Origin of the sequence: Variovorax ureilyticus (assembly GCF_037889935.1) — a bacterium.
GTDB classification, from domain to species: Bacteria; Pseudomonadota; Gammaproteobacteria; order Burkholderiales; family Burkholderiaceae_C; genus Variovorax; species Variovorax ureilyticus.
Map to the genome: position 1 here is coordinate 1 of NZ_JBBKZU010000015.1, position 21,312 is coordinate 21,312.

Sequence of the window (21,312 nt, forward strand, 5' to 3'; positions counted from 1 at the left end):
CTCGGGCGAGCTTTTCCAGTCGATGGCCGGCGTGCAGCTCAACCACATTCCCTACCGGGGCGGCGGTGCGCCCGTGCAGGACGTCGTCGCCGGACGCGTGGACCTGTTGTTCGATTCGGTGACCGTCGCGAGGCCGCAGATCGAAGGCGGCCGCCTGCGCGCGCTGGGCGTGACCTCGCCCGAGCCCTCGCCGCTGCTGCCGGGCGTGGCGCCCGTCGCGCGCGTGGTGCCCGGCTACGAGGTGACCTCGTGGACCGCCGTGGCCGCGCCCAGGGGCCTGCCGCCGGATGTCGCCGCCCGCCTGCGTTCGGCGCTTCTGCGCGTGCTCAAGTCGCCGGACGTGGTCAAGCAGCTCGAGGCCACCGGCGGCATCGTGACGCCCTCGGCCGATGTGCAGGACACCCGCGCCTTCGTCGGCACGCAGGTCGCGAAGTGGAAGAAGGTAGTCCGCGACGCGCAGATCCAGCAGCAATGAAAGGAAGACCTTCCGTGGACACACGCCAGACGACTGATTTCGACTTCGACATCGCCATCGTGGGCTACGGCCCGAGCGGCGCGACCTTCGCGAAGCTCATGGCGCAGCGCGGCTACCGCATTGCGGTCTTCGACCAGGCCGACGCGATCTACGACAAGCCGCGCGCGATCACCGCCGACCAGGAAGTCATGCGCGTCTTCCAGGAATGCGGACTGGCCGACGAGATCGCGGCCACCACCTCGCCGCATCCGGGCACCGACTTCGTCGGCATCGACGGGCAGGTGATCAAGCGCTTCTATCCGGCGCCGCCGCCGCACCTGCTGGCCTGGGAGCCGGCCTGGATGTTCGTGCAGCCGGAACTCGAAGCCACGCTGCGACGGGGCGTCGCGCGCCATCCGCAGGTCGCGACCTTCCTGCGCCACGAATTCGCCGGCCACGAACCCTTCGAAGACGGCGTGCGCGTGAACGTGCGGCGGATCGAAGACGGCGCGATGCGGAGCCACACCGCGCGCTACCTGATCGGTGCGGACGGCAGCCGCAGCGCGGTTCGGCGCGGCATCGACACCACCATCGAGGATCTCGAATTCGACGAGTGGTGGATCGTCGTCGACGCGTGGCTGCGCGGCCCGGTGGCGCTGCCCGAGCGATGCGTGCAGTACTGCAGGCCTTCGCGGCCGGGCACCTACATCGTCGGCCCCGGCAACCTGCGGCGCTGGGAGATCAAGCTGCTGCCGGGAGAGACGGCCGACGACTTCCGGACCGAGGCATCGGTGATCGAGGTGCTGTCGAGCTTCGCCGACACCACCCACCTTGAACTGTGCCGCTCGGCCGTCTATCGCTTCCATGCGCTGGTGGCCAACGAATGGCGCAGCCGGCGCGTGTTCCTCATGGGGGACGCGGCGCACCAGATGCCGCCCTTCCTCGGCCAGGGCCTGTGCGCGGGCATCCGCGATGCGGTCAACCTCGCATGGAAGATCGACGGCGTGGAGCGGCTGGGCTTCGACGCGAGCCTGCTCGACAGCTACGGGCTGGAACGCAAGCAGCACGTTCGCACCATCGTGACCCACGCGAAGGACTTCGGCCTCATCATCGGCGAGCTCGATCCGCAGGCGGCGCGCGAGCGCGATCGCGAACTCGGCGAACGGCTCGCCGCGGGGCGTTCGGAAACCGTGCGGCAGAAGTTCATTCCGAACCTGGAGACGGGGCTCATCGCGCGCAACGACGACGGCACCCGGGCCGATGGCGCGGGCGAACTCTTCGTGCAGCCCTGGGTGCATCAGGGCGAGGCCGTGCGCCGCCTCGACAACCTGCTGCCGCCGGGCTTCCTGTTCGTGACCGACGCCCTGGAGACTCGCGAATGGTTCGATGCCGCTTCCGCCGGACTCTGGAAGCGCATCGGCGGCCGCGATGTCGTCGTGGCCACGCAAGCGGAGCGTGCGCCGCAGGGCGTGCTCGCAGTGCGCGAGCGCGACGGCCTTTTCGGGCGCTGGCTTCACGCGCTCGGTGCGCGCGCGGTCATCGTGCGGCCCGACCGATATGTCTTCGGCATCGCCCGCGATGCAGCCGGCCTGCAGGCGCTCCTCGCACAACTCGGCGATGCGTTGTTCGCGGGCTCGCCCGTCGAAGACGGTGCGGTGCCTGCGCACGCCTGACGTCGGCACGGCCGTCGCCGCCCGGATCCCCGTTCCAACTCAAAAGGAGACTCCATGGCTTCCCTTCCCCGCATGACGCGCAGGACCTTCGCTGCCGGCACCACGCTCGCGATGCTCAGTCCCTGGGCGCTCGCCCAGGGCTATCCGACCAAGACCGTGAAGTGGGTGGTCGGCTTTCCGCCCGGCGGCGGCACCGACGTGCTCGCGCGCACGGTCGCTGCACAGCTGTCGACGCAGTTCGGCCAGCAGGTGATCGTCGACAACAAGGCGGGCGCCGCCGGCATGATCGCCGCGGAGAGCGTCGCGCGCGCCGAGCCCGACGGCTACACGCTGCTGACCGCCGACATCGCGATCCTCGCGCTCAATCCCGCGATCTATCCCAAGGTCCGCTACAACCCGCTCACGGACTTCGTGCCGGTGGGCCTGATGGCGCGCTTCCCGCTGATCGTCGCGACGCATCCAGGCAGCGGCATCACCTCGCTCCAGCAACTGGTGGCCGATGCCCGCAAGGGCAAGAGCTTCAACTACGGCTCCGCCGGCGTCGGCACGCCGCACCACATGGCGATGGAGGTGCTCGCTTCTTCGGGCGGCATCACGGCGCAGCACGTGCCGTACAAGGGCGATTCGCCGGCCATGCAGGATGTCGCGGGCAAGCAGCTGCCGGTGGCGGTGATCTCGCCGTCGCTGTCGCTGCCCTTCATCAAGGATGGGCGGCTGGTTCCGCTCGCGGTGACCGGCGACCAGCGCATGGCGCAGTTGCCCGACGTGCCCACGCTGAAGGAACTCGGTTTCGCGCCGTCCGGCATCTATGCCTGGCAGGGCCTGGTGGTGCCGAAGAGCACGCCGCCCCACATCGTGTCGGCGCTGTCGGCCGAGATGCGGCAGGCGCTCGCGCTCGCCGCCGTGCGGCAGAAGCTCGCGGAGCTGGGCATGGAGGCCACGCCCAGCGATTCCGCCGAGATGGACCGCTATATTCGCGAGGAGATGCGCTTCTGGGACAAGCTGATCAAATCGCGTGGCATCACATCAACCTGACACACGTTCCGTCGTCCGCGAGGGCGCCCCTCGATCGCATGCGGATGCGGCGCACGACGATGCAGCCGCAGCGAGCCGTGACGGCGCATTGCACCGCGCCGCCGCGGTGCTCCGGCTACTGGCGACCGCCGGGCGCCGCGGCCTCGCGCTGACCGACCTGGCCAAGGCCGCGGGCCTGCCCAACAGCACGATGCATCGCCTGCTGCAGCAGCTGCAGGACGAGCGGCTGGCGATGCGCATCGAATCCAGCCGCCACTACACCGTCGGCCCGCTGGCCTACGAGATCGGCCTCGCGGCGGCGCAGCAGTTCGACATCCGCGGCCTGCTTCGCCCGGCCCTCGAAGCGTTGGCCCGCGACGCGGGCGAGACCGCCTACCTCATCATGCGAAGCGGCGACGAGGCGGTGTGCATCGACGTCGCCGAGGGCCCGACGCCGCTGCGCGTGGTCACGCTTCACATCGGCAGCCGGCGTCCGCTCGGGCTCGGCGCCGGCGGGCTCGCGATCCTCTCGGCCCTGCCGCCGGACGAGCGGAAGGGCATCCTGGAGAACGTGACCGCGAGGATCGAGCGCCACTGGGGCTTCCCGCCCGAGCTGCTCGCGCAGTCGCTGCAAGAGGCCACGCGCCGTGGCCATGCGGTGATCCGCAACCGGGTGAATCCCGGCGTGACCGCGGTGGGCATGCCGTTCTTCGACAGTCTCGGCCAGGTGATCGGCGCGGTGACGGTCGCGGCGGCCAACGCGCGCATGGAACCCGCGCGCCTCGCCCAGCTCCAGCAGCTGCTGGAGCGCACGAGCCGGGATTTGCGCGATGCCCTCAGCGGGCACCAATGGCGCCGGCGCGAAGACTGACCCTCCTGCGCCGGGCTCGGCGCGCGCGTCAGGCAGGCGCGGACATGCGGGCGACTTCGTCGATCCAGGTCGCGAAGGACTGCATCTGCAGGTGCACGAAGCGGCCGGTGTCCTCGTCCGTGCAGTGGCCCTCCGCCGTGAACTTGGCGGCCGCATTGCCGATGAACACCTCGGGCTTGGCAAGGACCATCGCGTTCATGAACAGCAGCACCTTGCGCAGGTCGTATTGAACCCGCGCGCCGCCCAGCGGGCCGGCAGACGCCGAGAGGATCGCCACCGGCTTGCGGGCCAGCGGCTGGTCCGCGCCGCGCGACACCCAGTCGAGCAGGTTCTTGAGCATGCCGGGCACCGAGAAGTTGTATTCGGGCGTGACGATGAGAACGCCATCGGCACCGGCGATGCGCTCGCGGATGGCGGCCACGCTCGCCGGAAATCCTTCGGCCAGCAGGTCCGCATCGAAGGGCGGCACGCTTCGCCAGTCGAGGATGTCCATTTCCACATGGGCGGGCAGCTTCGAGGCCGCCAGCTTGAGCGCCATGGTGTTGAAGGAGTCCTTGCGCAGGCTCCCGCTGATGCCGATCACGCGTTTCTTTGCACTGTTCATTGAGTTTCGATCCACTTGATTTCAGATCCGCCCGGACGGGCGGACCGCGCAGTTTGCCTGCAAGTGGCGTTCGATGCTCAGTCCAGCACCCGCACGGTGGCCGCGATCGGCCCGCCGCGGGGCAGCGTGTTGTAGATCGCGTCGCGGAGGACTCGGCCCTTGACCTTGCTGTCGGGGCGTTCGAGACTCGTGGTCTTCCAGGGACGGCCTCCGGAGGGTGCACGCAAGTGTTCAAGATCCCGCCGGCGAATCCGAAGGCCGGCCTTTCTGCGACCCGATCGTCCGTTCGAGTGCTTCAGCGCAGCCCAGGTCCTCAACCGGTCCATGCGGTAGCGCCTCCCACGGCGGCTTGGGACTGGAGCTCGGTCCCGATCTCTCCGCGCGTCGCCCTTCAACGAAGCTGCGCAGCCAACTGCGAGTGCGACAAATGCACCGGCCACGCCGAGCTTCAGGCCAAGCTCGAGATCAGCGAGCCGGGCGACGTTCATGAGCAGGAGGCTGATCGCATCGCTTCACGGGTCGTCGAAGCCGATGGCGGAGGCGCTCCGCTCGCGATCCGGCCGTACTCGTCTGGAACCAACGGCGCCTCCGAGCAGGTTCCCGAAAGCGTCATGCAAACGCTGGCGAGCGCAGGCCGTCCCCTCGACCCGGCGGTCCGGCGCGACATGGAACATCGCTTCGGTTATGACTTCGCGCGCGTGCGCGTCCATTCCGATGCGCTTGCCGCCGGCTCCGCGCGTGACGTCCGTGCTCATGCATACACGGTGGGGCACGATGTCGTGTTCAACGAAGGGCGCTACTCGCCGGGCGCGCAAGAGGGTCGCCGGCTCATCGCCCATGAGCTCACGCACGTCGTTCAGCAGAACGCCACGATGGCGCTGCAAAGGAACAAGGTTCCGGAAGGCGTCATTCACGAGAACGCGATGCAGTTTCTCGAGAACGCTCTGCGCCAGTTCTATGAAGCGCTACCCCGCAAGGTCCGGATCGAGCTCAAGGCGAACGGCGTCATTGCGATCGCCATGGTCAGCCGAGGGAACACGGGCGAGGATCCGAGGCTCGTGTATGCCGTCGCCGGTATCCCCAACGGGCCCGAGATTCGCAAAGCCGCGGAGAAGCTCAACCTCTTCTATGTGGGAGATACGGAGCAGGGCATTTCGGAAAAGAAACCTCAGGGACCCGCCCGGCAATACGGGCCGAACGACGGTCCGCCCCCGGGATCGGGCGGGCTGGAACATGCAGAACAGCTGATCAAGGCCTACAGGCAGGAGAAAGGCGTGGACGTCGATGGCCTGGTGGTGTCGCGCCCCTTGTGTCATGACTGCGTTCGTGTCATGCCGCGCGAAAAGGGTGGGCGAATCATGATCTCGGTGATCGTCGACCCCGACAAGACCCTCCCGAATCCTCGCGACGAGGCCATCAGGATCAAGGAAGCCGCGAAGGCCAAAGAGGTCGGAAAGACGGCTGATCGTCCGGAGCTTCCCGATGCGGCCGAAACCGGAGGCCGCGGCCGCACGAGGCCAACCGGTGATCGTTCGCGCGGCCGCGCGCCAACCACCGACCGCAGCCTTGGCGGACGGGGAGGCAAGACCGAAAAGACCGGCTCTCTGCGCGCAGGCAAAGTGTCCGAAGTCGCCAATCGCCGCGGCGGAGGCGGAGGGACGCAGGAGGCGCCCACGGGCAGGTCCACCGGCCCCTTCGAGGGACGAGGCCAGGTGGTCGAGCCCATCCGCATCCCCGAGCCGGCGATCGCCCAGCAGGAGGTCAAGGGAGGCGTCGAAGGGGCTGCTGCCATGATCAACGCGGCCCTCTTCAGCGCTTTGCAGGGCCATGAAGTCCAGATGGCAGTCGACCGGCTCAAGGAGCTCACTCCGGAAATCGAGAACTGGCGCAATCAGGGTTATGGCGTGGGAGTCACCATGGTCGTCGAAGTGCCGGATCAACCCGACGTCCTCGCCGGCCCCACCGGCGTGCACTCCGCCGGTGACATCGTCCATTTCAAGAAGATGTACATCAGCAGCATCACGAAGCCCGTTGGAGACGTCCCGCAGGGCCAACAGGTGATGACTGCCGATTACGCGCGAGGCGATCCCAAGCCCAGCCCGAGCGATCCGTCCAACAAGGCGCGCAAGGGATTCCACCTGCAATCGGGATTCGTCGCGTTCCCGGCGCCGCCGCGCGCCAGGACGGAAGCGAAACAGGCGCCGGTCGACGTGCGAGGTCTCCCCGGCTCCTACAAGCCGGAGTACCGGGAACTCTTCAAGGGAGAGCCGACGATTCTCGGACTCTTCGCCGCGCGCACGCTTCGGATCGACCTGACGAGCGATGGCAAGCTCACGGCGCAGATGCGGCTGGGCTCACAGGAGTTCAACTACCAGGCGCAACAGCCGAGGGGAAAGCAACTCCTGTTTGGCCGTTTCAACTTCGGCGGAAAGGACGGGCCGGTCTTCAGCAGCAGAATCACCTACGAACCCGACAAGAACCCGAATGTTCTTCTCGAGTGGTTCGACGCGCTGGAACCGGATGCGCAACCGGACCAGTACTGGAAGAAGATGTGGGACGGTCTGATCAGCTGGCGCAAGATCTAGACCTCATGGCGCGTTCCTGCCGAAGGCCTCCGCCTGGAAGAACGCGGCTTCGGCTTCGAGCGCCCGCTCGATGTTCGGTGCCTGCCGGAAGCCGTGCTGCTCGCCGGCGAAGAGCAGGTAGAGCGTCGGGATGCCCCGTGAACGCAAGGCCGCCACCATGACCTCGGTCTGGCTGGGCGGCACGATCCTGTCTTCGTCGCCCTGGAAGAACGCGACGGGCGCTTCCAGCCGATCGGCATGGCGCACCGGCGCGCGGTCGAGGTAGGGCTGCGGATCGGAGATCGGTCCGACCAGCCAGTCGAGGTAGCGCGATTCGAACTTGTGCGTGTCGTGCGCGAGTGCGGTGAGGTCGCTCACGCCGTAGTGGCTCCCGCCGGCCCGGAAGCACGCGCGGATCGCCGGGTCCTCATGGGTGAGGCAGCGCAGCGCCGTGAATCCTCCGGCGCTGCCGCCGGTGATCACCACGCGTGTCGCGTCGACCTGCCCGCTCGCGGCAAGGTACGAGGCGGCGGCCGCGCAGTCTTCCGCATCGACCACGCCCCACATGCCCTGCAGGCGATCGCGGTAGGCGCGGCCATAGCCCGTGCTGCCGCTGTAGTCCACGTCGACGACGGCAATGCCGCGGCTGGTCCAGAACTGCGTGCGCAGGTCGAGACTTCGCGATGCCGAGGAGGTGGGGCCGCCATGGCACTTGACCACCAGCGGCGGAAGCTCTCCGGCCGGGCCGCGAAAGCCGGCGTTGTCCGGCGGATAGAACAGCGCGAAGGCGGTGCCGCCGCGTGGCGTGGGGAACTCGATGAGCCGGGGCACCGAGACATGGCCCTGCAGCGCCGGGTCGTCCGCCACGCTGGCGCTGCGCCAGGCGACGCTTGCATCGCCGGTGGCTGCATCGACCACCAGCACGGCCGCCGCGACATGCGGCCCGCCGGCCTTGACCACGACTTTGCGGCCACTGGCACGCACGGACGAGTAATCCGTGTACGGCAGGTCGAACGGCATGAGCGTGCCGTCGCGCGCGTCGAGTCGCGCGAGTCTGCCGATGCCGTCTTCGATGTAGGCGCACACGAGTTCGTGCGCCGACACGAAGGCATAGGTCGACATGCCGAAGCCCCATTGCGCGCGGCCGAATTCCGCGGCCATCGGGCACAGGTTCGTCGTGGTCCCGTCCGAATTGCGCCGGTAGATGTTCCACCAGCCGCTTCGGTCCGACACGTAGTGCAGCAGGCCGTCGGGCGACCATTCGGGCTGGAACACCGATTCGTCCTTGCCTCCTGCGATGTGCGTCGCGTTGGTGATCGCGGTGCCGTCGAAGTCGCCGAGCCAGAGTTCGGCCGCGGTCCACGGCATGTCCGGATGGTTCCACGCGAGCCATGCGAACCGGGTCCCGTCGGGGCTCAGGCGCGGCGATGCATGGAAGTCGCTGCCCTGCACGATCACGCTGCCGGCATCGCCGCCGTCCAGGCGCACGGCGACGATGTCGTTGACCGCCTCCCCGCCCGATGCGCGATGGTCCTCGCGGACGCCGATCCAGAGACGGCGCCGGTCGTCGATCAGGCCGTCGGCATAGCGCAGCGCGGCGCCCTCGGAGGGCGGCGTCAGGGCCACCGGGACGCCGTCGTCCATGCGGTAGAGGCGCTGGTCGGCGAAGTTCGAGAAATACACCGTACCCTGCGACACCAGCGCGGCACCGCCGCCGTATTCATGCACCCGCGTGCGCGCTGAGAAGGGCGCCGGCGTGACGTCGACCGGCTTGCCGTCCGAGCCCAGCCGGACCAGCACCTGCCGCCCCGCCTCCGTGGGCCGGCCTTCGATCCAGCAGACATCGCCGCGGTCCTGCAGCACCTCGGCCAGCGTGGTCTGGGCAGAGGCCACGTGCCGGGCGGTGATCGGCGAGGGCCAGGTGCCGAATGGTGCGGTGACGGGATCGGACATGGGTGGATTGTTCCATCCGCGATGGCGTGCGCAACCGTATCCGTCCGCTGTGACGCGATGCCACGCTCCGCCCCGCGCGATTGTTCAACCCTGTAGCAGTTCAACGGGAAAACCCGCACGCCGGCACCCGCCGATGGGCCGCCCGCGCGGCTGCAAGGGGATCTGGGCACATGGCATGGCACTTGCCCCCTCAAGCCACGGAGGGTGCTCACTTCGAGCGTTCCCGCGATCCACGATCCACCCCGCAAGGAGACACCATGCAACTGAAGCTCTTGACCGCGCTCATCGCGGTCGGTCTGGCCGCCGCGACGGCCCATGCCCAGGTCACGGACCGGATGATCCAGTCGGAGGCCACGGCCAAAGGCAACGTCCTCACCTGGGGGATCAACACCCAGGGCCAGCGCTATTCGCCGCTGAAGCAGGTCAACGCGGCCAATGCGTCGAAGCTGCTGCCGGTGTGGGCCTTCTCCTTCGGCGGCGAGAAGCAGCGCGGACAGGAATCGCAGCCGGTGATCGCGAACGGCAAGATGTTCGTGACCGCGTCGTACTCACGCATCTTTGCGCTCGACGCGACCACCGGCAAGAAGCTGTGGAAGTACGAGCACCGCCTCCCCGAAGGCATCATGCCGTGCTGCGACGTGGTCAACCGCGGCGCTGCGCTCTACGACAACCTCGTCATCTTCGCGACCCTCGACGCGCAACTGGTCGCGCTCGACCAGAACACCGGCGACGTGGTCTGGAAGGAGAAGATCGACGACTACGCCGCCGGCTATTCGGCCACGGCCGCGCCGATCATTGCCGACGGCGTGATGCTGACGGGCGTGTCGGGCGGCGAGTTCGGCGTGGTCGGCCGCGTCGAGGCGCGCGATCCGAAGACCGGCAGGCTGCTGTGGACCCGCCCGACGGTCGAAGGCCACATGGGCTACGTCTACGACAAGGACGGCAACAAGAAGGAAAACGGCATCTCGGGCACCGTCAACAAGAGCTGGCCCGGCGACCTCTGGAAGACCGGCGGCGCCACGACATGGCTCGGCGGCACCTACGATGCCAAGACGGGCCTGGCCTACTTCGGCACCGGCAACCCCGCACCGTGGAACAGCCACCTGCGCGAGGGCGACAACCTCTTCTCGTGCTCGACCGTGGCGATCGACGTCAAGACCGGCCAGATCAAGTGGAGCTACCAGGGCACGCCCAACGACAGCTGGGACTTCGACGGCGTCAACGAATTCGTCACCTTCGACATGGACGGCAAGCGCGTGGGCGGCAAGGCCGACCGCAACGGCTTCTTCTACGTGAACGACGCCACCACCGGCCAGCTCCTCAACGCCTTCCCCTTCGTCAAGAAGATCACCTGGGCCAGCAGCATCGACCTGAAGACGGGCCGGCCCAACTTCATCGCCGACAACCGCCCCGGCAATCCGACCGAGGCGCCCGAAGGCAAGAAGGGCAGCTCGGTGTTCGCGGCGCCCGGCTTCCTCGGCGGCAAGAACCAGATGCCGATGGCCTACAGCCCCGACACGAAGCTGTTCTACGTGCCCGCGAACGAATGGGGCATGGACATCTGGAACGAGCCTGTCGCGTACAAGAAGGGCGCGGCCTACCTCGGCGCCGGCTTCACCATCAAGCCGCTCAACGAGGACTACATCGGCTCGCTGCGCGCCATCGACCCGAAGACCGGCAAGATCGCCTGGGAAGTGAAGAACAGCGCGCCGCTCTGGGGTGGCGTGCTGACCACCGGCGGCAACCTGGTGTTCTGGGGCACGCCGGAGGGCTACCTGAAGGCGGCCGATGCGAAGACCGGCAAGGTGGTCTGGCAGTTCCAGACCGGCTCGGGCGTCGTCGCTCCGCCGGTCACGTGGATGCAGGGCGGCGAACAGTACATCGCCGTGGTCTCCGGCTGGGGCGGCGCGGTGCCGCTGTGGGGCGGCGAGGTGGCCAAGAAGGTCAACCTGCTCGAGCAGGGCGGCATGGTCTGGGTCTTCAAGATCCCCGGGGCGGGTGGCGGCGCATCGCATACGGCGAAGGCCGGCGGCGCGACCCAGGTGGCGTCCAACTGAGGGGCGATGAAATGCAGGAAATCAACCAAGGCAAGACCATCGGCCTCACGCGCAGGGCCTTCACCGGCCGCGCGATGGCCGGCACCTGCATCGTCGCGCTGGTGCCCGCAGCGGCGCTGGCCGCACCGCCGCGCGTCGAGGAATCCGACGAGACCGCGGTGAGCCTCGGCTACAAGCACGACACCAAGGCCGTCGACGCGAAGAAGTACCCGAAGCACGCGGCGACGCAGCGCTGCGTGAACTGCGCGATGTGGCAAGGGTCCGCGACGGACCCGTGGGGCGGATGCGCCATGTTCGGCCGCAAGCAGATCGCGGCGGAAGGCTGGTGCATGGCCTGGGCCCCGAAGCCGGGTGCTGCCTGAAGCCGGGCAGGGACGCGCGCGGAGACCCAGGCCATGAGGCGGCACGCGCGCTTCCCTGCCTTTGCCGTGGCACCGCTCGCGGCCGCCGGTCTGCTGCTGTGCCAGTCGACCCGGGCCGTGGCGGAAGAGGCCGACGAGCCCGCCGAACTGGCGACCATCGTGGTGATCGCGCCGACGCCGCTACCGGGCATCGACGTGCCGCGCGACCACCTGCCCTCGAACGTGCAGACCGCCACCGATGCGGACCTCGAACGCTTTCATTCGCCCGACCTCGGCAACTTTCTCCGGCGCGCCATCGGCGGCGTGACCGTCAACGAGACGCAGGGCAACCCTTTCCAGCCCGACATCAACTACCGCGGGTTCACCGCGTCGCCGCTGCTCGGCACGCCGCAGGGACTGTCGGTATACATGGATGGCGTGCGGCTGAACCAGCCTTTCGGCGATGTGGTGAGCTGGGACCTGATCCCGCGCTCGGCCATCTCCACGATCGCGCTGATGCCGGGCAGCAACCCGCTGTTCGGCCTCAACACGCTCGGCGGCGCGCTGGCCATCCAGACGAAGGACGGGCTGCACAACCCCGGCACCTCGGTGCAGGTGATGGGCGGCTCCTGGGGCCGCGCGGCCGCCGAGTTCGAGACCGGCGGCAGCGACAAGGACAGCGGCTGGAACTGGTTCGTGAGCGGCAACCGCTTCCACGAGAAGGGCTGGCGCGTGGACTCGCCTTCCGACGTGCGCCAGCTCTTCGCCAAGGTCGGCCGCGTGACGCGCGACGGCAGCATCTCGCTGACCACGGCGTTCGCCGACAACGACCTCACCGGCAACGGCACGCAGGAACTCGGCGCGCTGCAGCGCGACTGGTCGAGCGTGCGCACGATCCCCGACAACACGCGCAACAAGTCGGCCTTCGTCAACCTGGCGATCACGCAGGCGCTGAACGACACCTGGACGCTGTCCGGCAACACGTACTACCGCAACATCAGGACCAGCACCTTCAACGGCGACGTCAACGACGAGGCGCTCGGCGAGTCGGTCTACCAGCCGAACGCGGCGGAGCGCGCCGCGCTGGCCGCCGCGGGCTTCACCGGCTACCCGGCGAGCGGCGCCAACGCGTCGAACACGCCGTTCCCGAAGTGGCGCTGCATCGCCAACGCGCTGCTCAACACCGAACCCAACGAGAAGTGCAACGGCCTCATCAACCGCACCGAGACGCGGCAGCAGAACTACGGCCTCGCGGGGCAGCTCTCCGCGGAGGCGAAGACGGGCAGCCTCGAACACCTCTTCGTGATGGGCGCGGCCTACGATGCGAGCCGCGTCCGTTTCGGGCAGAGCACGCAGTTCGGCTACATCAACCCGGACCGCACCGTCACGCCGGTGTTCGGCCCCGGCGCCTTCGCCGACGGCACGCAGGATTCGGAGAACGCCTTCGACGCACGTGTCGGCCTGAAAAGCCGTTCGAGCACCGGCAGCGTGTATGCCACCGACACCATCGCGCTCGATGCGCGCACGCATCTCACGCTCTCCGGCCGCTACAACCGCACCACCGTCGACAACACCGACCAGCTCCAGCCCGGCGGCGGCCCCGGCTCGCTGGACGGCCGCTACACCTTCAGCCGCTTCAATCCCGCGATCGGGATGACCTTCGCGCCGAGCGAGTCCGTGACGCTCTACGCCGGCGCCAACCAGGGCAGCCGCGCGCCGACCGCCATCGAACTTGGCTGCGCCGACCCGGCGAGCCCCTGCAAGCTGCCCAATTCCTTCGCAGGCGATCCGCCGCTCAAGCAGGTGGTGACCACCACGTTCGAAGCCGGACTTCGCGGCGTGATGCAGCCCGACATCGCCTGGAACCTTGGCGTGTTCCGCTCCGACAACCGCGACGACCTGCTGTTCGTGGCGGACGATTCGAGCGGCTTCGGCTACTTCAGGAACTTCGGCAAGACGCGCCGGCAGGGCGTCGAGATGGGGCTGAGCGCCAAGCCCGCGCGCGGCCTGACCGTGGGCGGCAACTTCATGCTGCTCGATGCGACCTACCGAAGCGCCGAAACGCTCGGCGGCTCCGGCAACAGCAGCAACAACCAGGCACTGGCCGGCTTCCCGGGCACCGACGGCAACATCCAGATCCGGCCAGGCGACCGCATCCCGATGCTGCCGCCGCAGGTGCTCAAGCTGTTCGCTGACTACGAGCCGAACGCGCAGTGGCGCATCGGCGTGGACATGCTGGCATCGAGCGGTGCCAACCTGCGCGGCAACGAGAACGGGCTGCATGTGCCCGACGGCGTGTACTACACCGGGCCCGGCCGCAGCGCGGGCTATGCGGTCTTCAACCTCGGGGTCGACTACAAGCCGCGCTCCGATCTCAAGTTCTTCGTGCAGGTCGCGAACCTGTTCAACACCCGGTACACCACGGGCGGGCAGCTCGGCACGAATGGCTTCACCGCGAGCGGTGCCTACATCGCACGGGGGCTTCCGCAGAACGCGAACGGCGACTACCCGGTGAGCCGCGCGAGCCTGATGTCGCCGGGCGCGCCGCGCGCCGCGTGGGTGGGGCTGCGCTACACCTTCGGGGGATAGAACTCTCCCCCAGGCTCGCGCACTTCGTGTCGCTCTCCACCCCCGACCGGGGGCAATACCAGCGGCCCGGCAAAGCCGGTTCCGCGGTACTCCTGGTTTGGGACCGGAGCGGTTTCATGGTCCTTCGGGTCACGCCCCGTCGATCCGCAGGCCGGGCGTGGCCTCCCAGCGGCCCGCCTTGTCGACCCACAGCGCGTCGACATTCCACCGATGCGCAAGCGCCCGTGCCTGCGCAGGCCCGGCGACGAAGAAGACCTTGGTCAGGGCATCGGCCAGCGCGCCGGATTGCGCCACCACGGTCACTGCCGAGAGTCCGGTGGGCGAATAGCCGGTGTGCGGATCGAAGATGTGATGGTGGCGATGGTCGGCACTGAAGGTCGTGAGGTTGTCGGCGGAGGTGGCGACGCATCGCCCGTCGCCCATCAGGCGCGCGATCAGCGCGGACTCGGTGTGCGGGTCGGCGATGCCGAGCGTCCAGGGCCTCGCCTCGCTGTTGGACCCCAAGGGCGCGAACTCGCCCGCATCGACCAGCGCATGGCGAACGCCGTGCGATGCGAGCACCGCGCGCACATGGTCGGCCGCGTAGCCTTGCGCGATGCCGTTGAGCGTCGCGGCCATGCCCGGCATGTCGAACCGGACGAGGCGCGGCGAAACCTGCAGCGCGCGCCAGTCCACCCTGGCGCGCGCATCCCGCACTTCCTGCGGGCTGGGCAGGCGCCCGGCGCGCTGCGCGGCGGCGAACGCGAGCCACAGCGGCTGCACCGTGACGTCGAAGGCGCCGTCGTTGTCGCGCGAGACGTCGTGCGCGATGTCGAGGACTTCGACCAGTTCCGCCGGCGGTGATCGCAGCAGGCCGTCGCGGTTCAGGCGCGAGAGCGCGCTGCCGGGGTCGAAGAGGCTCATCTGCCCCTCGATGCGGCGCAGCGCCTGCACGGCGGCATCGAGCGCGCGCTCCAACGCATTCGCATCCTCGTGCCCGGCCTGCAGCGAGAGCGTGGTGCCGAAGCCCAGCATCGAGCGCCGAGACCAGTGCAGCGAGACCACCGCCGGCGACAGGGCCGAGAAGCCGCCGAGCGCGCCGAGGCCGAGCGCCGCGTGCAGGAACTGGCGACGTTTCATGTCCTGCTCCCCGCCGCGACGGGCAACGGACGGATCGGAATGACGCGGTCGCGCTCCTTCGCGATGAGCGGTGCGCAGCGCTGCGCACTGTCGTGGATCGCCACGCAATCCAGGCACTGGAAACACTCCTCGTAGACGATCGTCCCCGTGGGCCGGATGGCCTGGTACTCGCAGCGGTGGCGACAGGTCTGGCAGGGCGTGCCGCATTCACTGCGGCGTGGAATCCAGCGCAGCAGCCGCACGCGCCCGAGGAGCCCGAGGCCGGCGCCAAGGGGGCAGAGGTAGCGGCAGAAGCCCTTGTAGACGAAGGCGCCCGCGAGCAGCCATCCGGCGGCCCATGCCACGAAGGGCCACGAGCGCACGAAGCCCAGCGTGATCGCGGTCTTGAAGGGTTCGACTTCCACCGCGCGATCGCTCCACGCCGGCGACATGACCGCCAAGCCGACGATGACGGCGAGCACGCCGTACTTCACCCGCTTGAGCTTCGCGTCGAGCTCGCGGTGCAGCCGGATGCGGCGCACGCCCGCGAACCGCGCCGCCTGCGCCAGCAGTTCCTGCAGGGCGCCGAACGGGCAGAGCCAGCCGCAGAAGGTGCCGCGCCCCCACACGAGCAGCGTCAGCGCGACGAAGGCCCACAGCACCACCGTCATCGGGTCGTACAGCAGGAAGCCCAGGTCGCGCCCGGAGGCGACCGCCTGCACCACGGCCGTGATGTTGACGATCGACAGCTGTCCCTGCGCGAACCAGCCGATGAACACCAGCGTGAAGACGAGATAGCCGGTGCGAAATCGCGCGAGGCGCGCAGGCGTGGCGACGATCCACTTCGGGCGCGCCAGAACAACCGTCAGCCAAGCCAGCGCGGCCGCGAGCACCGCCAGTTCCCAGGCCCGCGCGCGCCAGATGCCCTGCCAACCCTTATCGTCCGATGCGGGCATCGTGACCTGTTCGGCGGGCAGCGTGTAGCGCAGCGCGAAGCTGCGCGCGATGCGCTCGGGGTACACGATGCCCTTTTCGCGCGTCACGCGGAGCGCGAAGTCCAGCGCATGCGTCGGGTCGAGGCCGGCGGGCCCGATCACGCGGAAGACCTTCGCATCGGCGCCTCGCAGGCTCGCCGGCAGGGCGAGCGGCTCGTCGAGATCGAGGTCGCGCAGTTCGAGGGGCAGCTCGTTCTGCTTCAGGGTCAGCCGGTCCGGCACCGCGCCGCGCACGAAGCGGTCGCCGACGAAGGTGTAGGGGCCGGAAGCGATCACGAGGAAGGCGTGGTCGCCCTCGTCGATGCGGCCGAGCAGGTGCTTCCACCCGGCGTCCGACATCAGGTTGCGCCCCACTGGCGGTGCGCTGAGCCAGGCGATGTAGACGTCCGAGAAGGTGTCGTTCTCGTGTCCGGCGGCGGGCTGCTCCACGCCGCTGCCGTCGAAGGCCTTGTCGACCATGCCCTGCGTGATGCGCACGTGGCTGACGAGCCCGGCCTTCAGCAGCGCCTCCCAGTTCATCGGCGAATAGGTGTCCTGCCGCACGCGTGCGACCCGATCCGGGTCCTGCCCCGCCGCGAAGCCCAGCCTGGCGCGCGCCACGCGCAGCGCGGACGACAGCAGGCTCTGGTTGAGGATGCGCACCGAGGCCGTCGCCTTGGCCACGCCGTCGATGTAGACGTTGGCGCTGCTGCTTTGCTCTCCCCGGTTGGCGTTGGAACCGATCTTGATGTTCTGCTGCAGGGACAGCCCCCTGTATTGATCCGCAAAGCGGAACAGCGGCCCTTCGCCCAGTCCTTCGAGAAACACCGGCTCGTGGTGCGAGAGCACGCGCACTTCGAGGAAAGTGCCCTTGGGGTCGAGCGCGACGAGCAGGTTGAACGGCGTGCCCGAGAAGCCGGGGATCGGTGCGAAGTCGATCGACTCGAAGACATAGCCGGCCAGCACCGTCGTGGTCGCGTCCTGCTTGAAGATCGGCCAGACGGGCAGTTGCGCATCGCGCTCGCCGACCGTCAGCGGCGGCGGCAGCGCCTTCTGGATCCCGGCGCGCGTCATCACGCCGGCCGCTGCATGCCCTGCGAGGGCGAGCAGCATCGCGGCGATCCAGCAGATCCACGATCGCCGCATGTTCCTCACGCCGGGCCGAGGCCCAGGCGCTCCACGGTGCGCTTCTCGGACGCATAGGCCTCGCGCATGCTGCGGCCATAGGCTGCGCTGTCGAGGTACGCGACCTCCTGGTCGTACTTTGCGAGTTCGGCGACGTGCCGCGGGTCGAGCAGCGCGCTCTTGAAGGCGTCATGCAGCCGCTGGACGACGGGTGCCGCCATGCCGCGTGGCCCGGCAAGCCCATAGGGCGACATCGCCACGATGCCATGGCCCAGCTCGCTCATCGTCGGCACGTCCGGCCAGCGGCGGGAGCGCGCCGCGCCGAAGGTCGCCAGCATGCGCAGGCGGCCCGAATCCACGAAGGGCGCGAAGCCGTTGGCATTGACGCCGGCCATCACCTGTCCCGACGAGAGCGCGATCATCTGCTCGGCCACGCCCTTGTAGGGCACGTGGATGAAGTCGAGGCCGTGCTTCGCGAACAGCGCGTCGAGCACCACGTGCGGCGTGGTTCCGACGCCATTCGTCGCGATGGTCAGCCGGCCGGGGTGTGCTGCTGCATAGGCAAGCAGATCGGCCACGCTGCCCAATGGGCTCGCCGCCGGCACCAGCAGGCCGAAGGTCACGCCGCTGATCTGCAGGATGGGGGTCGTGTCGCGGATCGGGTCCCACGCCACCTTCTGCGTGAACGGCGCGCGAAACACCGTCTGCGGCATCTGCGCGAGCGTGTAGCCATCGGGTAGCGATTGCTGGAGCACCGGCATGGCCAGCGTGCCGCCGGCGCCGCCGCGGTTCTCGATGACGATGGGCTGGCCGAGCCGCTCCCCCGCCAGCTCGGCGAGCACGCGCAGCGTGATGTCGGTCCCGCCGCCGGCGGCCCACGGCACCCACAGCGACAGCGCGCGCCGCGGGAAGGCGGTGTCGGTCGCACGCGCCGGCATCCACGGCGCGGCCGCGCACGTCGCCGCTACGGCCCCCAAGTGAAGCAGCCTGCGCCGCGTGGTCATGCGGTGCCTCTCTGTGCCAGGGCGCCGAAGCCACGCTGCGGGTCATACCCGCGGCAGGCCAGCGTGAAGCAGACGACCAGCGTGCCGAGCACGACCAGTGGCGCGATCCCCGGATCCTTGCCGTAGAGCGCGAAGCGGATCCACTCGACCGCATGCGTGAAAGGGTTGAACTGCGCCACCCGGTACACCCACGTCGCGCCCGATTCCTCCAGCTTCCACAGCGGATAGAGCGCCGTGGAGAGGAAGTACATCGGAAAGATCACGAAGTTCATCGCACCGGCGAAGTTCTCCAGCTGCCGCACGTACACCGAGAGAAGCAGGCCGAGCGACGCCAGCATCAGCGCGCAGGCCAGCGTTGCGAACAGCGCGTGCAACGAAGCCGGCGCCGCGACCGGCAGCTCGGTTCCGAGCACGGCCGCGACCGCGACGAAGGCCAGCACCTGCACCAGGCTCAGCAGCGCGGTCGCGAACATCTTCGACAGCAGCACCCACCAGCGCGGCAGCGGCGCGGTCAAGAGGAGCCGCATCAGGCCCATCTCGCGGTCGTAGACCATCGCGAGCGACGACTGCATGCCGTTGAACAGCAGCACCATGCCGATCAGGCCCGGCGCGATGTAGACGTCGTAGGGGATGTAGCTGTCGTAGGGCGCGATGATCGCGACGCCGAAGACGTTGCGGAGCCCGGCCGCGAAGACCGCGAGCCACAGCACCGGCCGCACCAGCGCCGAGACGAGACGGGTCTTCTGCTGCCAGAACCGGAGAAGCTCGCGCAGCACGATCGCGCGCAGCGCCTGCACCGCATGCCGGACCTCGCGGTGGCGGGCGGCCGATCTCATGGCGCGCTCCTGCAGGGCGATTCGGGCGCATCGGTGCCGAGCGTGTCGAGGACGTTCTTCGCATGCAGCACGCCGTCGACCGGCGCGGTGCCGATCACCCCGACGCCGTCGGTCAGCAGCAGCGGCTGGCGAAGCTGGTGGTCCCAGGCGCGGAAGCTCAGTCGAACGCCCTTGAAGCCGTCGAGCGCGAAGTCGGGTTGGTTGAGCACAGCGTTCAGCTTCGCCGCCGAGCGCTGCGTGGGCTGTGCCAGTGCGGCTTGCAGCACGGCCTTGGTTGCGATGTAGGCGGCCCAGTCGTGGCCGGTCATCGGGCGTTGGGCAGCGCGCATGAATCGGCGTTCGAGTTGCGGTGCACCGTAGCGCTCGAAGTGCGGCGCCCATGCCTGCGCGGTCATGCCGGCATCGCCGACCACCGGACGTGGCAGCGCGACCCGGTAGGGCAGGGTCCGCGCGAATTCGCCGTCGCTGTCGACCACCCAGACCACGTCGTAGTCGCTGCCGATCGCGGCGGGGCCGGTCAAGAGCAGCGGGTTGGCGAGGTCGCGCTCCCGCGGGTCGGCGGACAGCTTGAATGGCCTTGCCGCGACCTGCCTGAGCCCGTAGCGCTTCAGCGCGCCCTGCGCCAGCGCCAGACGGGTCGCATCGTCGGCGCCGGGGCCGTGGATCAGAAGGACCCGCATCCACTTGCGCGCGAGCAGCGCCTGCGCCAGGGCATCCGCACGCATGCGCTCGCTCGGCAGCGTGTGGAACAGATTGGCGCGACAGAGTTGCTGGCGAGGCGCGTCGGCGCTTTCGCCGACGTTGATCATGGGCATCTCGCTCGTGGCCGCCGCGCCGGCCGCGATCCACGCGGCAGGAACGTCGAGCAGTGCGGCCACGGCTCCCGCCTTGTCGAGCTGTCGCAACCGGGTCGATGCATCTTCCGCCGACGTGACGTCGCGCACGCCGACGTTCACCTGCAGACCCGCCGCCTGCAGTTCGAAGCGGCTCTCCTCGATCGCCATGTCGACTGCATCGCGTGCCCGCCCGCCCGGATGGCCGGGATAGGCGAGTGCAACCCGCGCCGGATCCAGCCGATCGTCGTCCGCGCGCTGCACGATGCCGATCGTCAACGTGGCGGCGCCGACTGCCGCACTGGCGAGCGCGAGCACCACCACCATCGCAAGACGGGCGAGTTCAGTCATCGACGACTACCGAGTGCGGCACGCGTCCGACCGCAATGGTCTTCAGAGGCTTGGCGGTCGCGGTATCCACTACCGTCATGTCGTCCGACAGGCCATTGACCACGAAGAGCCTCGACCCGTCCCGACTGGTCGCTACGCTCCACGCGCGCTTGCCCACCAGCGCCAGCGCGGTTGTCCTGCGCGATGCCACATCGACGAAGGCCACGTGGTTGGCGCGACCGAGCCCGACATACATCGTCCTGCCGTCCGGCGAACGCGCGATGCCCACCGGCGTGATGTCGTCGGGCCGCATGCCCTTGACCTCGAAGGGGAGGGTCGCCACCACCTTGAGCTCGCCGGTCGAGATCACGCTCACGCTGCCGCCCAGCTCGTTGGTCACCCACAGCTCGCGGCCATCGGCCGAGAAGGCGAGCCGGCGCGGCCGCTGGCCGACCGGGATGTTCCGGATCACTTCGAGCGTGTGGGCATCGATGACGTGCACCATGTGCGCGACCTCCGAGGTCACGTACACGCGCCGGCCGTCGGGCGACAGCTTGACGCCTTCCGGTTCCTTGCCGACCGGCACGCTCTTCACGAGCTTCTTCGCCGCGATGTCGAACACGTTGAGCGCGCCGTCGTCCTCGGCGGACACATAGGCCGTCCTGCCGTCGGGCGACAGGTCGAACACCTCCGGGTCCTCGCCGAGCGGCACGCGCGCGACCGGCTTGCGCGTCGCGAGATCGATGACGTCGGCGCGTCCCGCGTCGCTGCAGGCCACCATCAGTTGCGTATCGCCATGGAGGCGCTGCATGTGCCGCGGGCGCTTGCAGGTCGGGATGACGCCGATCACCGCCAGCGTCTTCAGGTCGACCATCGCGATGGCGTGGTCCTTCTCGCTGGAGATGTAGGCGAGCTGGCTGTCCTTCGCGGCGGCGAGCGGTGCGGCCAGGGCGAAAGCCAAAGCCACGAGGGAAAGGTTCGATCGGTTCATG

At 68.9% G+C, this 21,312-nt stretch carries 17 protein-coding genes; 8 read left to right on the forward strand and 9 right to left on the reverse strand.

Annotated elements, in window-relative coordinates; translation table 11 throughout:
• The 4 genes from WKW77_RS27175 to WKW77_RS27190 all read left to right on the forward strand — a co-directional run.
• A partial coding sequence (locus tag WKW77_RS27175; protein WP_340360012.1) for a tripartite tricarboxylate transporter substrate-binding protein occupies window positions 1-475 on the forward strand: 475 nt, incomplete at its 5' end.
• Window positions 476-489: 14 nt separating this feature from the next.
• Entirely contained in the window at window positions 490-2,127 is a 1,638-nt protein-coding gene (locus WKW77_RS27180) for a bifunctional 3-(3-hydroxy-phenyl)propionate/3-hydroxycinnamic acid hydroxylase (RefSeq protein WP_340360013.1), read from the forward strand.
• Between the two features lie 54 nt (window positions 2,128-2,181).
• Window positions 2,182-3,162, forward strand: coding sequence for a Bug family tripartite tricarboxylate transporter substrate binding protein (locus WKW77_RS27185; protein ID WP_340360014.1), 981 nt, complete (start codon window positions 2,182-2,184; stop codon window positions 3,160-3,162).
• Window positions 3,143-4,012, forward strand: coding sequence for an IclR family transcriptional regulator (locus WKW77_RS27190; protein ID WP_340360015.1), 870 nt, complete (start codon window positions 3,143-3,145; stop codon window positions 4,010-4,012). Before WKW77_RS27185 ends, WKW77_RS27190 begins: the two co-directional genes overlap by 20 nt.
• A gap of 28 nt (window positions 4,013-4,040) precedes the next feature.
• On the opposite strand, the gene WKW77_RS27195 is transcribed toward WKW77_RS27190, so the two are convergent.
• Together WKW77_RS27195 and WKW77_RS27200 are read right to left on the reverse strand one after the other, a co-directional pair.
• Complete coding sequence (locus WKW77_RS27195; protein WP_340360016.1) at window positions 4,041-4,616, reverse strand: NADPH-dependent FMN reductase; 576 nt, start codon at window positions 4,614-4,616, stop codon at window positions 4,041-4,043.
• Between the two features lie 77 nt (window positions 4,617-4,693).
• Window positions 4,694-4,843, reverse strand: a complete 150-nt coding sequence (locus tag WKW77_RS27200; protein WP_340360017.1) for a hypothetical protein — start codon at window positions 4,841-4,843, stop codon at window positions 4,694-4,696.
• On the opposite strand from WKW77_RS27200, the gene WKW77_RS27205 reads away from it, so the two are divergent.
• Window positions 4,844-7,201 carry an eCIS core domain-containing protein gene (locus WKW77_RS27205; protein WP_340360018.1) on the forward strand — a complete coding sequence of 786 codons (2,358 nt, stop codon included), beginning with the start codon at window positions 4,844-4,846 and terminating at the stop codon, window positions 7,199-7,201.
• A gap of 3 nt (window positions 7,202-7,204) precedes the next feature.
• Here WKW77_RS27205 and WKW77_RS27210 read toward each other — a convergent pair whose 3' ends face one another.
• On the reverse strand, window positions 7,205-9,133 hold the full coding sequence (locus WKW77_RS27210) for a S9 family peptidase (RefSeq protein ID WP_340360019.1): 1,929 nt from the start codon (window positions 9,131-9,133) through the stop codon (window positions 7,205-7,207).
• 257 nt (window positions 9,134-9,390) lie between these two features.
• On the opposite strand from WKW77_RS27210, the gene WKW77_RS27215 reads away from it, so the two are divergent.
• Genes WKW77_RS27215 through WKW77_RS27225 form a run of 3 tightly spaced genes read left to right on the forward strand, consistent with a single transcriptional unit; the run spans window position 9,391 to window position 14,120 of the window.
• Window positions 9,391-11,190 (forward strand): PQQ-dependent methanol/ethanol family dehydrogenase, encoded by a 1,800-nt coding sequence (locus WKW77_RS27215; protein ID WP_340360020.1) that lies wholly within the window; start codon window positions 9,391-9,393, stop codon window positions 11,188-11,190.
• An 11-nt stretch (window positions 11,191-11,201) separates the two neighbouring features.
• Window positions 11,202-11,552, forward strand: coding sequence for a high-potential iron-sulfur protein (locus WKW77_RS27220; RefSeq protein ID WP_340360021.1), 351 nt, complete (start codon window positions 11,202-11,204; stop codon window positions 11,550-11,552).
• A 33-nt stretch (window positions 11,553-11,585) separates the two neighbouring features.
• Window positions 11,586-14,120, forward strand: a complete 2,535-nt coding sequence (locus WKW77_RS27225; protein WP_340360022.1) for a TonB-dependent receptor — start codon at window positions 11,586-11,588, stop codon at window positions 14,118-14,120.
• Window positions 14,121-14,249: 129 nt separating this feature from the next.
• Here the strand turns inward: WKW77_RS27225 and WKW77_RS27230 are convergent, their stop codons facing one another.
• Genes WKW77_RS27230 through WKW77_RS27255 form a run of 6 tightly spaced genes read right to left on the reverse strand, consistent with a single transcriptional unit; the run spans window position 14,250 to window position 21,311 of the window.
• The gene (locus tag WKW77_RS27230) at window positions 14,250-15,239 is read right to left on the reverse strand and encodes an FAD:protein FMN transferase (protein WP_340360023.1); all 990 of its coding nucleotides are present in this window, start codon (window positions 15,237-15,239) and stop codon (window positions 14,250-14,252) included.
• Entirely contained in the window at window positions 15,236-17,305 is a 2,070-nt protein-coding gene (locus tag WKW77_RS27235; RefSeq protein WP_340360024.1) for a 4Fe-4S binding protein, read from the reverse strand. The genes WKW77_RS27230 and WKW77_RS27235 overlap by 4 nt, the downstream gene beginning before the upstream one ends.
• Before the next feature lie 38 nt (window positions 17,306-17,343).
• The gene (locus tag WKW77_RS27240; RefSeq protein WP_340360025.1) at window positions 17,344-18,321 is read right to left on the reverse strand and encodes a tripartite tricarboxylate transporter substrate binding protein; all 978 of its coding nucleotides are present in this window, start codon (window positions 18,319-18,321) and stop codon (window positions 17,344-17,346) included.
• A complete protein-coding gene (locus tag WKW77_RS27245) occupies window positions 18,318-19,157 on the reverse strand; it encodes an ABC transporter permease (protein ID WP_340360026.1) in 840 nt (279 codons plus the stop codon). Before WKW77_RS27245 ends, WKW77_RS27240 begins: the two co-directional genes overlap by 4 nt.
• Window positions 19,154-20,341 carry a type 1 periplasmic-binding domain-containing protein gene (locus WKW77_RS27250; protein ID WP_340360027.1) on the reverse strand — a complete coding sequence of 396 codons (1,188 nt, stop codon included), beginning with the start codon at window positions 20,339-20,341 and terminating at the stop codon, window positions 19,154-19,156. The genes WKW77_RS27245 and WKW77_RS27250 overlap by 4 nt, the downstream gene beginning before the upstream one ends.
• Window positions 20,334-21,311 (reverse strand): PQQ-dependent catabolism-associated beta-propeller protein, encoded by a 978-nt coding sequence (locus WKW77_RS27255; protein ID WP_340360028.1) that lies wholly within the window; start codon window positions 21,309-21,311, stop codon window positions 20,334-20,336. Before WKW77_RS27255 ends, WKW77_RS27250 begins: the two co-directional genes overlap by 8 nt.
• Window position 21,312 lies beyond the last annotated feature (1 nt).

Coding starts and splice junctions, on each gene's coding strand:
- WKW77_RS27255 (WP_340360028.1), bottom strand. CDS start 21,311: ATGAACCGATCGAACCTTTCCCTCGTGGCTTTGGCTTTCGCCCTGGCC.
- WKW77_RS27225 (WP_340360022.1), top strand. CDS start 11,586: ATGAGGCGGCACGCGCGCTTCCCTGCCTTTGCCGTGGCACCGCTCGCG.
- WKW77_RS27215 (WP_340360020.1), top strand. CDS start 9,391: ATGCAACTGAAGCTCTTGACCGCGCTCATCGCGGTCGGTCTGGCCGCC.
- WKW77_RS27245 (WP_340360026.1), bottom strand. CDS start 19,157: ATGAGATCGGCCGCCCGCCACCGCGAGGTCCGGCATGCGGTGCAGGCG.
- WKW77_RS27185 (WP_340360014.1), top strand. CDS start 2,182: ATGGCTTCCCTTCCCCGCATGACGCGCAGGACCTTCGCTGCCGGCACC.
- WKW77_RS27210 (WP_340360019.1), bottom strand. CDS start 9,133: ATGTCCGATCCCGTCACCGCACCATTCGGCACCTGGCCCTCGCCGATC.
- WKW77_RS27235 (WP_340360024.1), bottom strand. CDS start 17,305: ATGCTGCTCGCCCTCGCAGGGCATGCAGCGGCCGGCGTGATGACGCGC.
- WKW77_RS27220 (WP_340360021.1), top strand. CDS start 11,202: ATGCAGGAAATCAACCAAGGCAAGACCATCGGCCTCACGCGCAGGGCC.
- WKW77_RS27230 (WP_340360023.1), bottom strand. CDS start 15,239: ATGAAACGTCGCCAGTTCCTGCACGCGGCGCTCGGCCTCGGCGCGCTC.
- WKW77_RS27195 (WP_340360016.1), bottom strand. CDS start 4,616: ATGAACAGTGCAAAGAAACGCGTGATCGGCATCAGCGGGAGCCTGCGC.
- WKW77_RS27240 (WP_340360025.1), bottom strand. CDS start 18,321: ATGACCACGCGGCGCAGGCTGCTTCACTTGGGGGCCGTAGCGGCGACG.
- WKW77_RS27250 (WP_340360027.1), bottom strand. CDS start 20,341: ATGACTGAACTCGCCCGTCTTGCGATGGTGGTGGTGCTCGCGCTCGCC.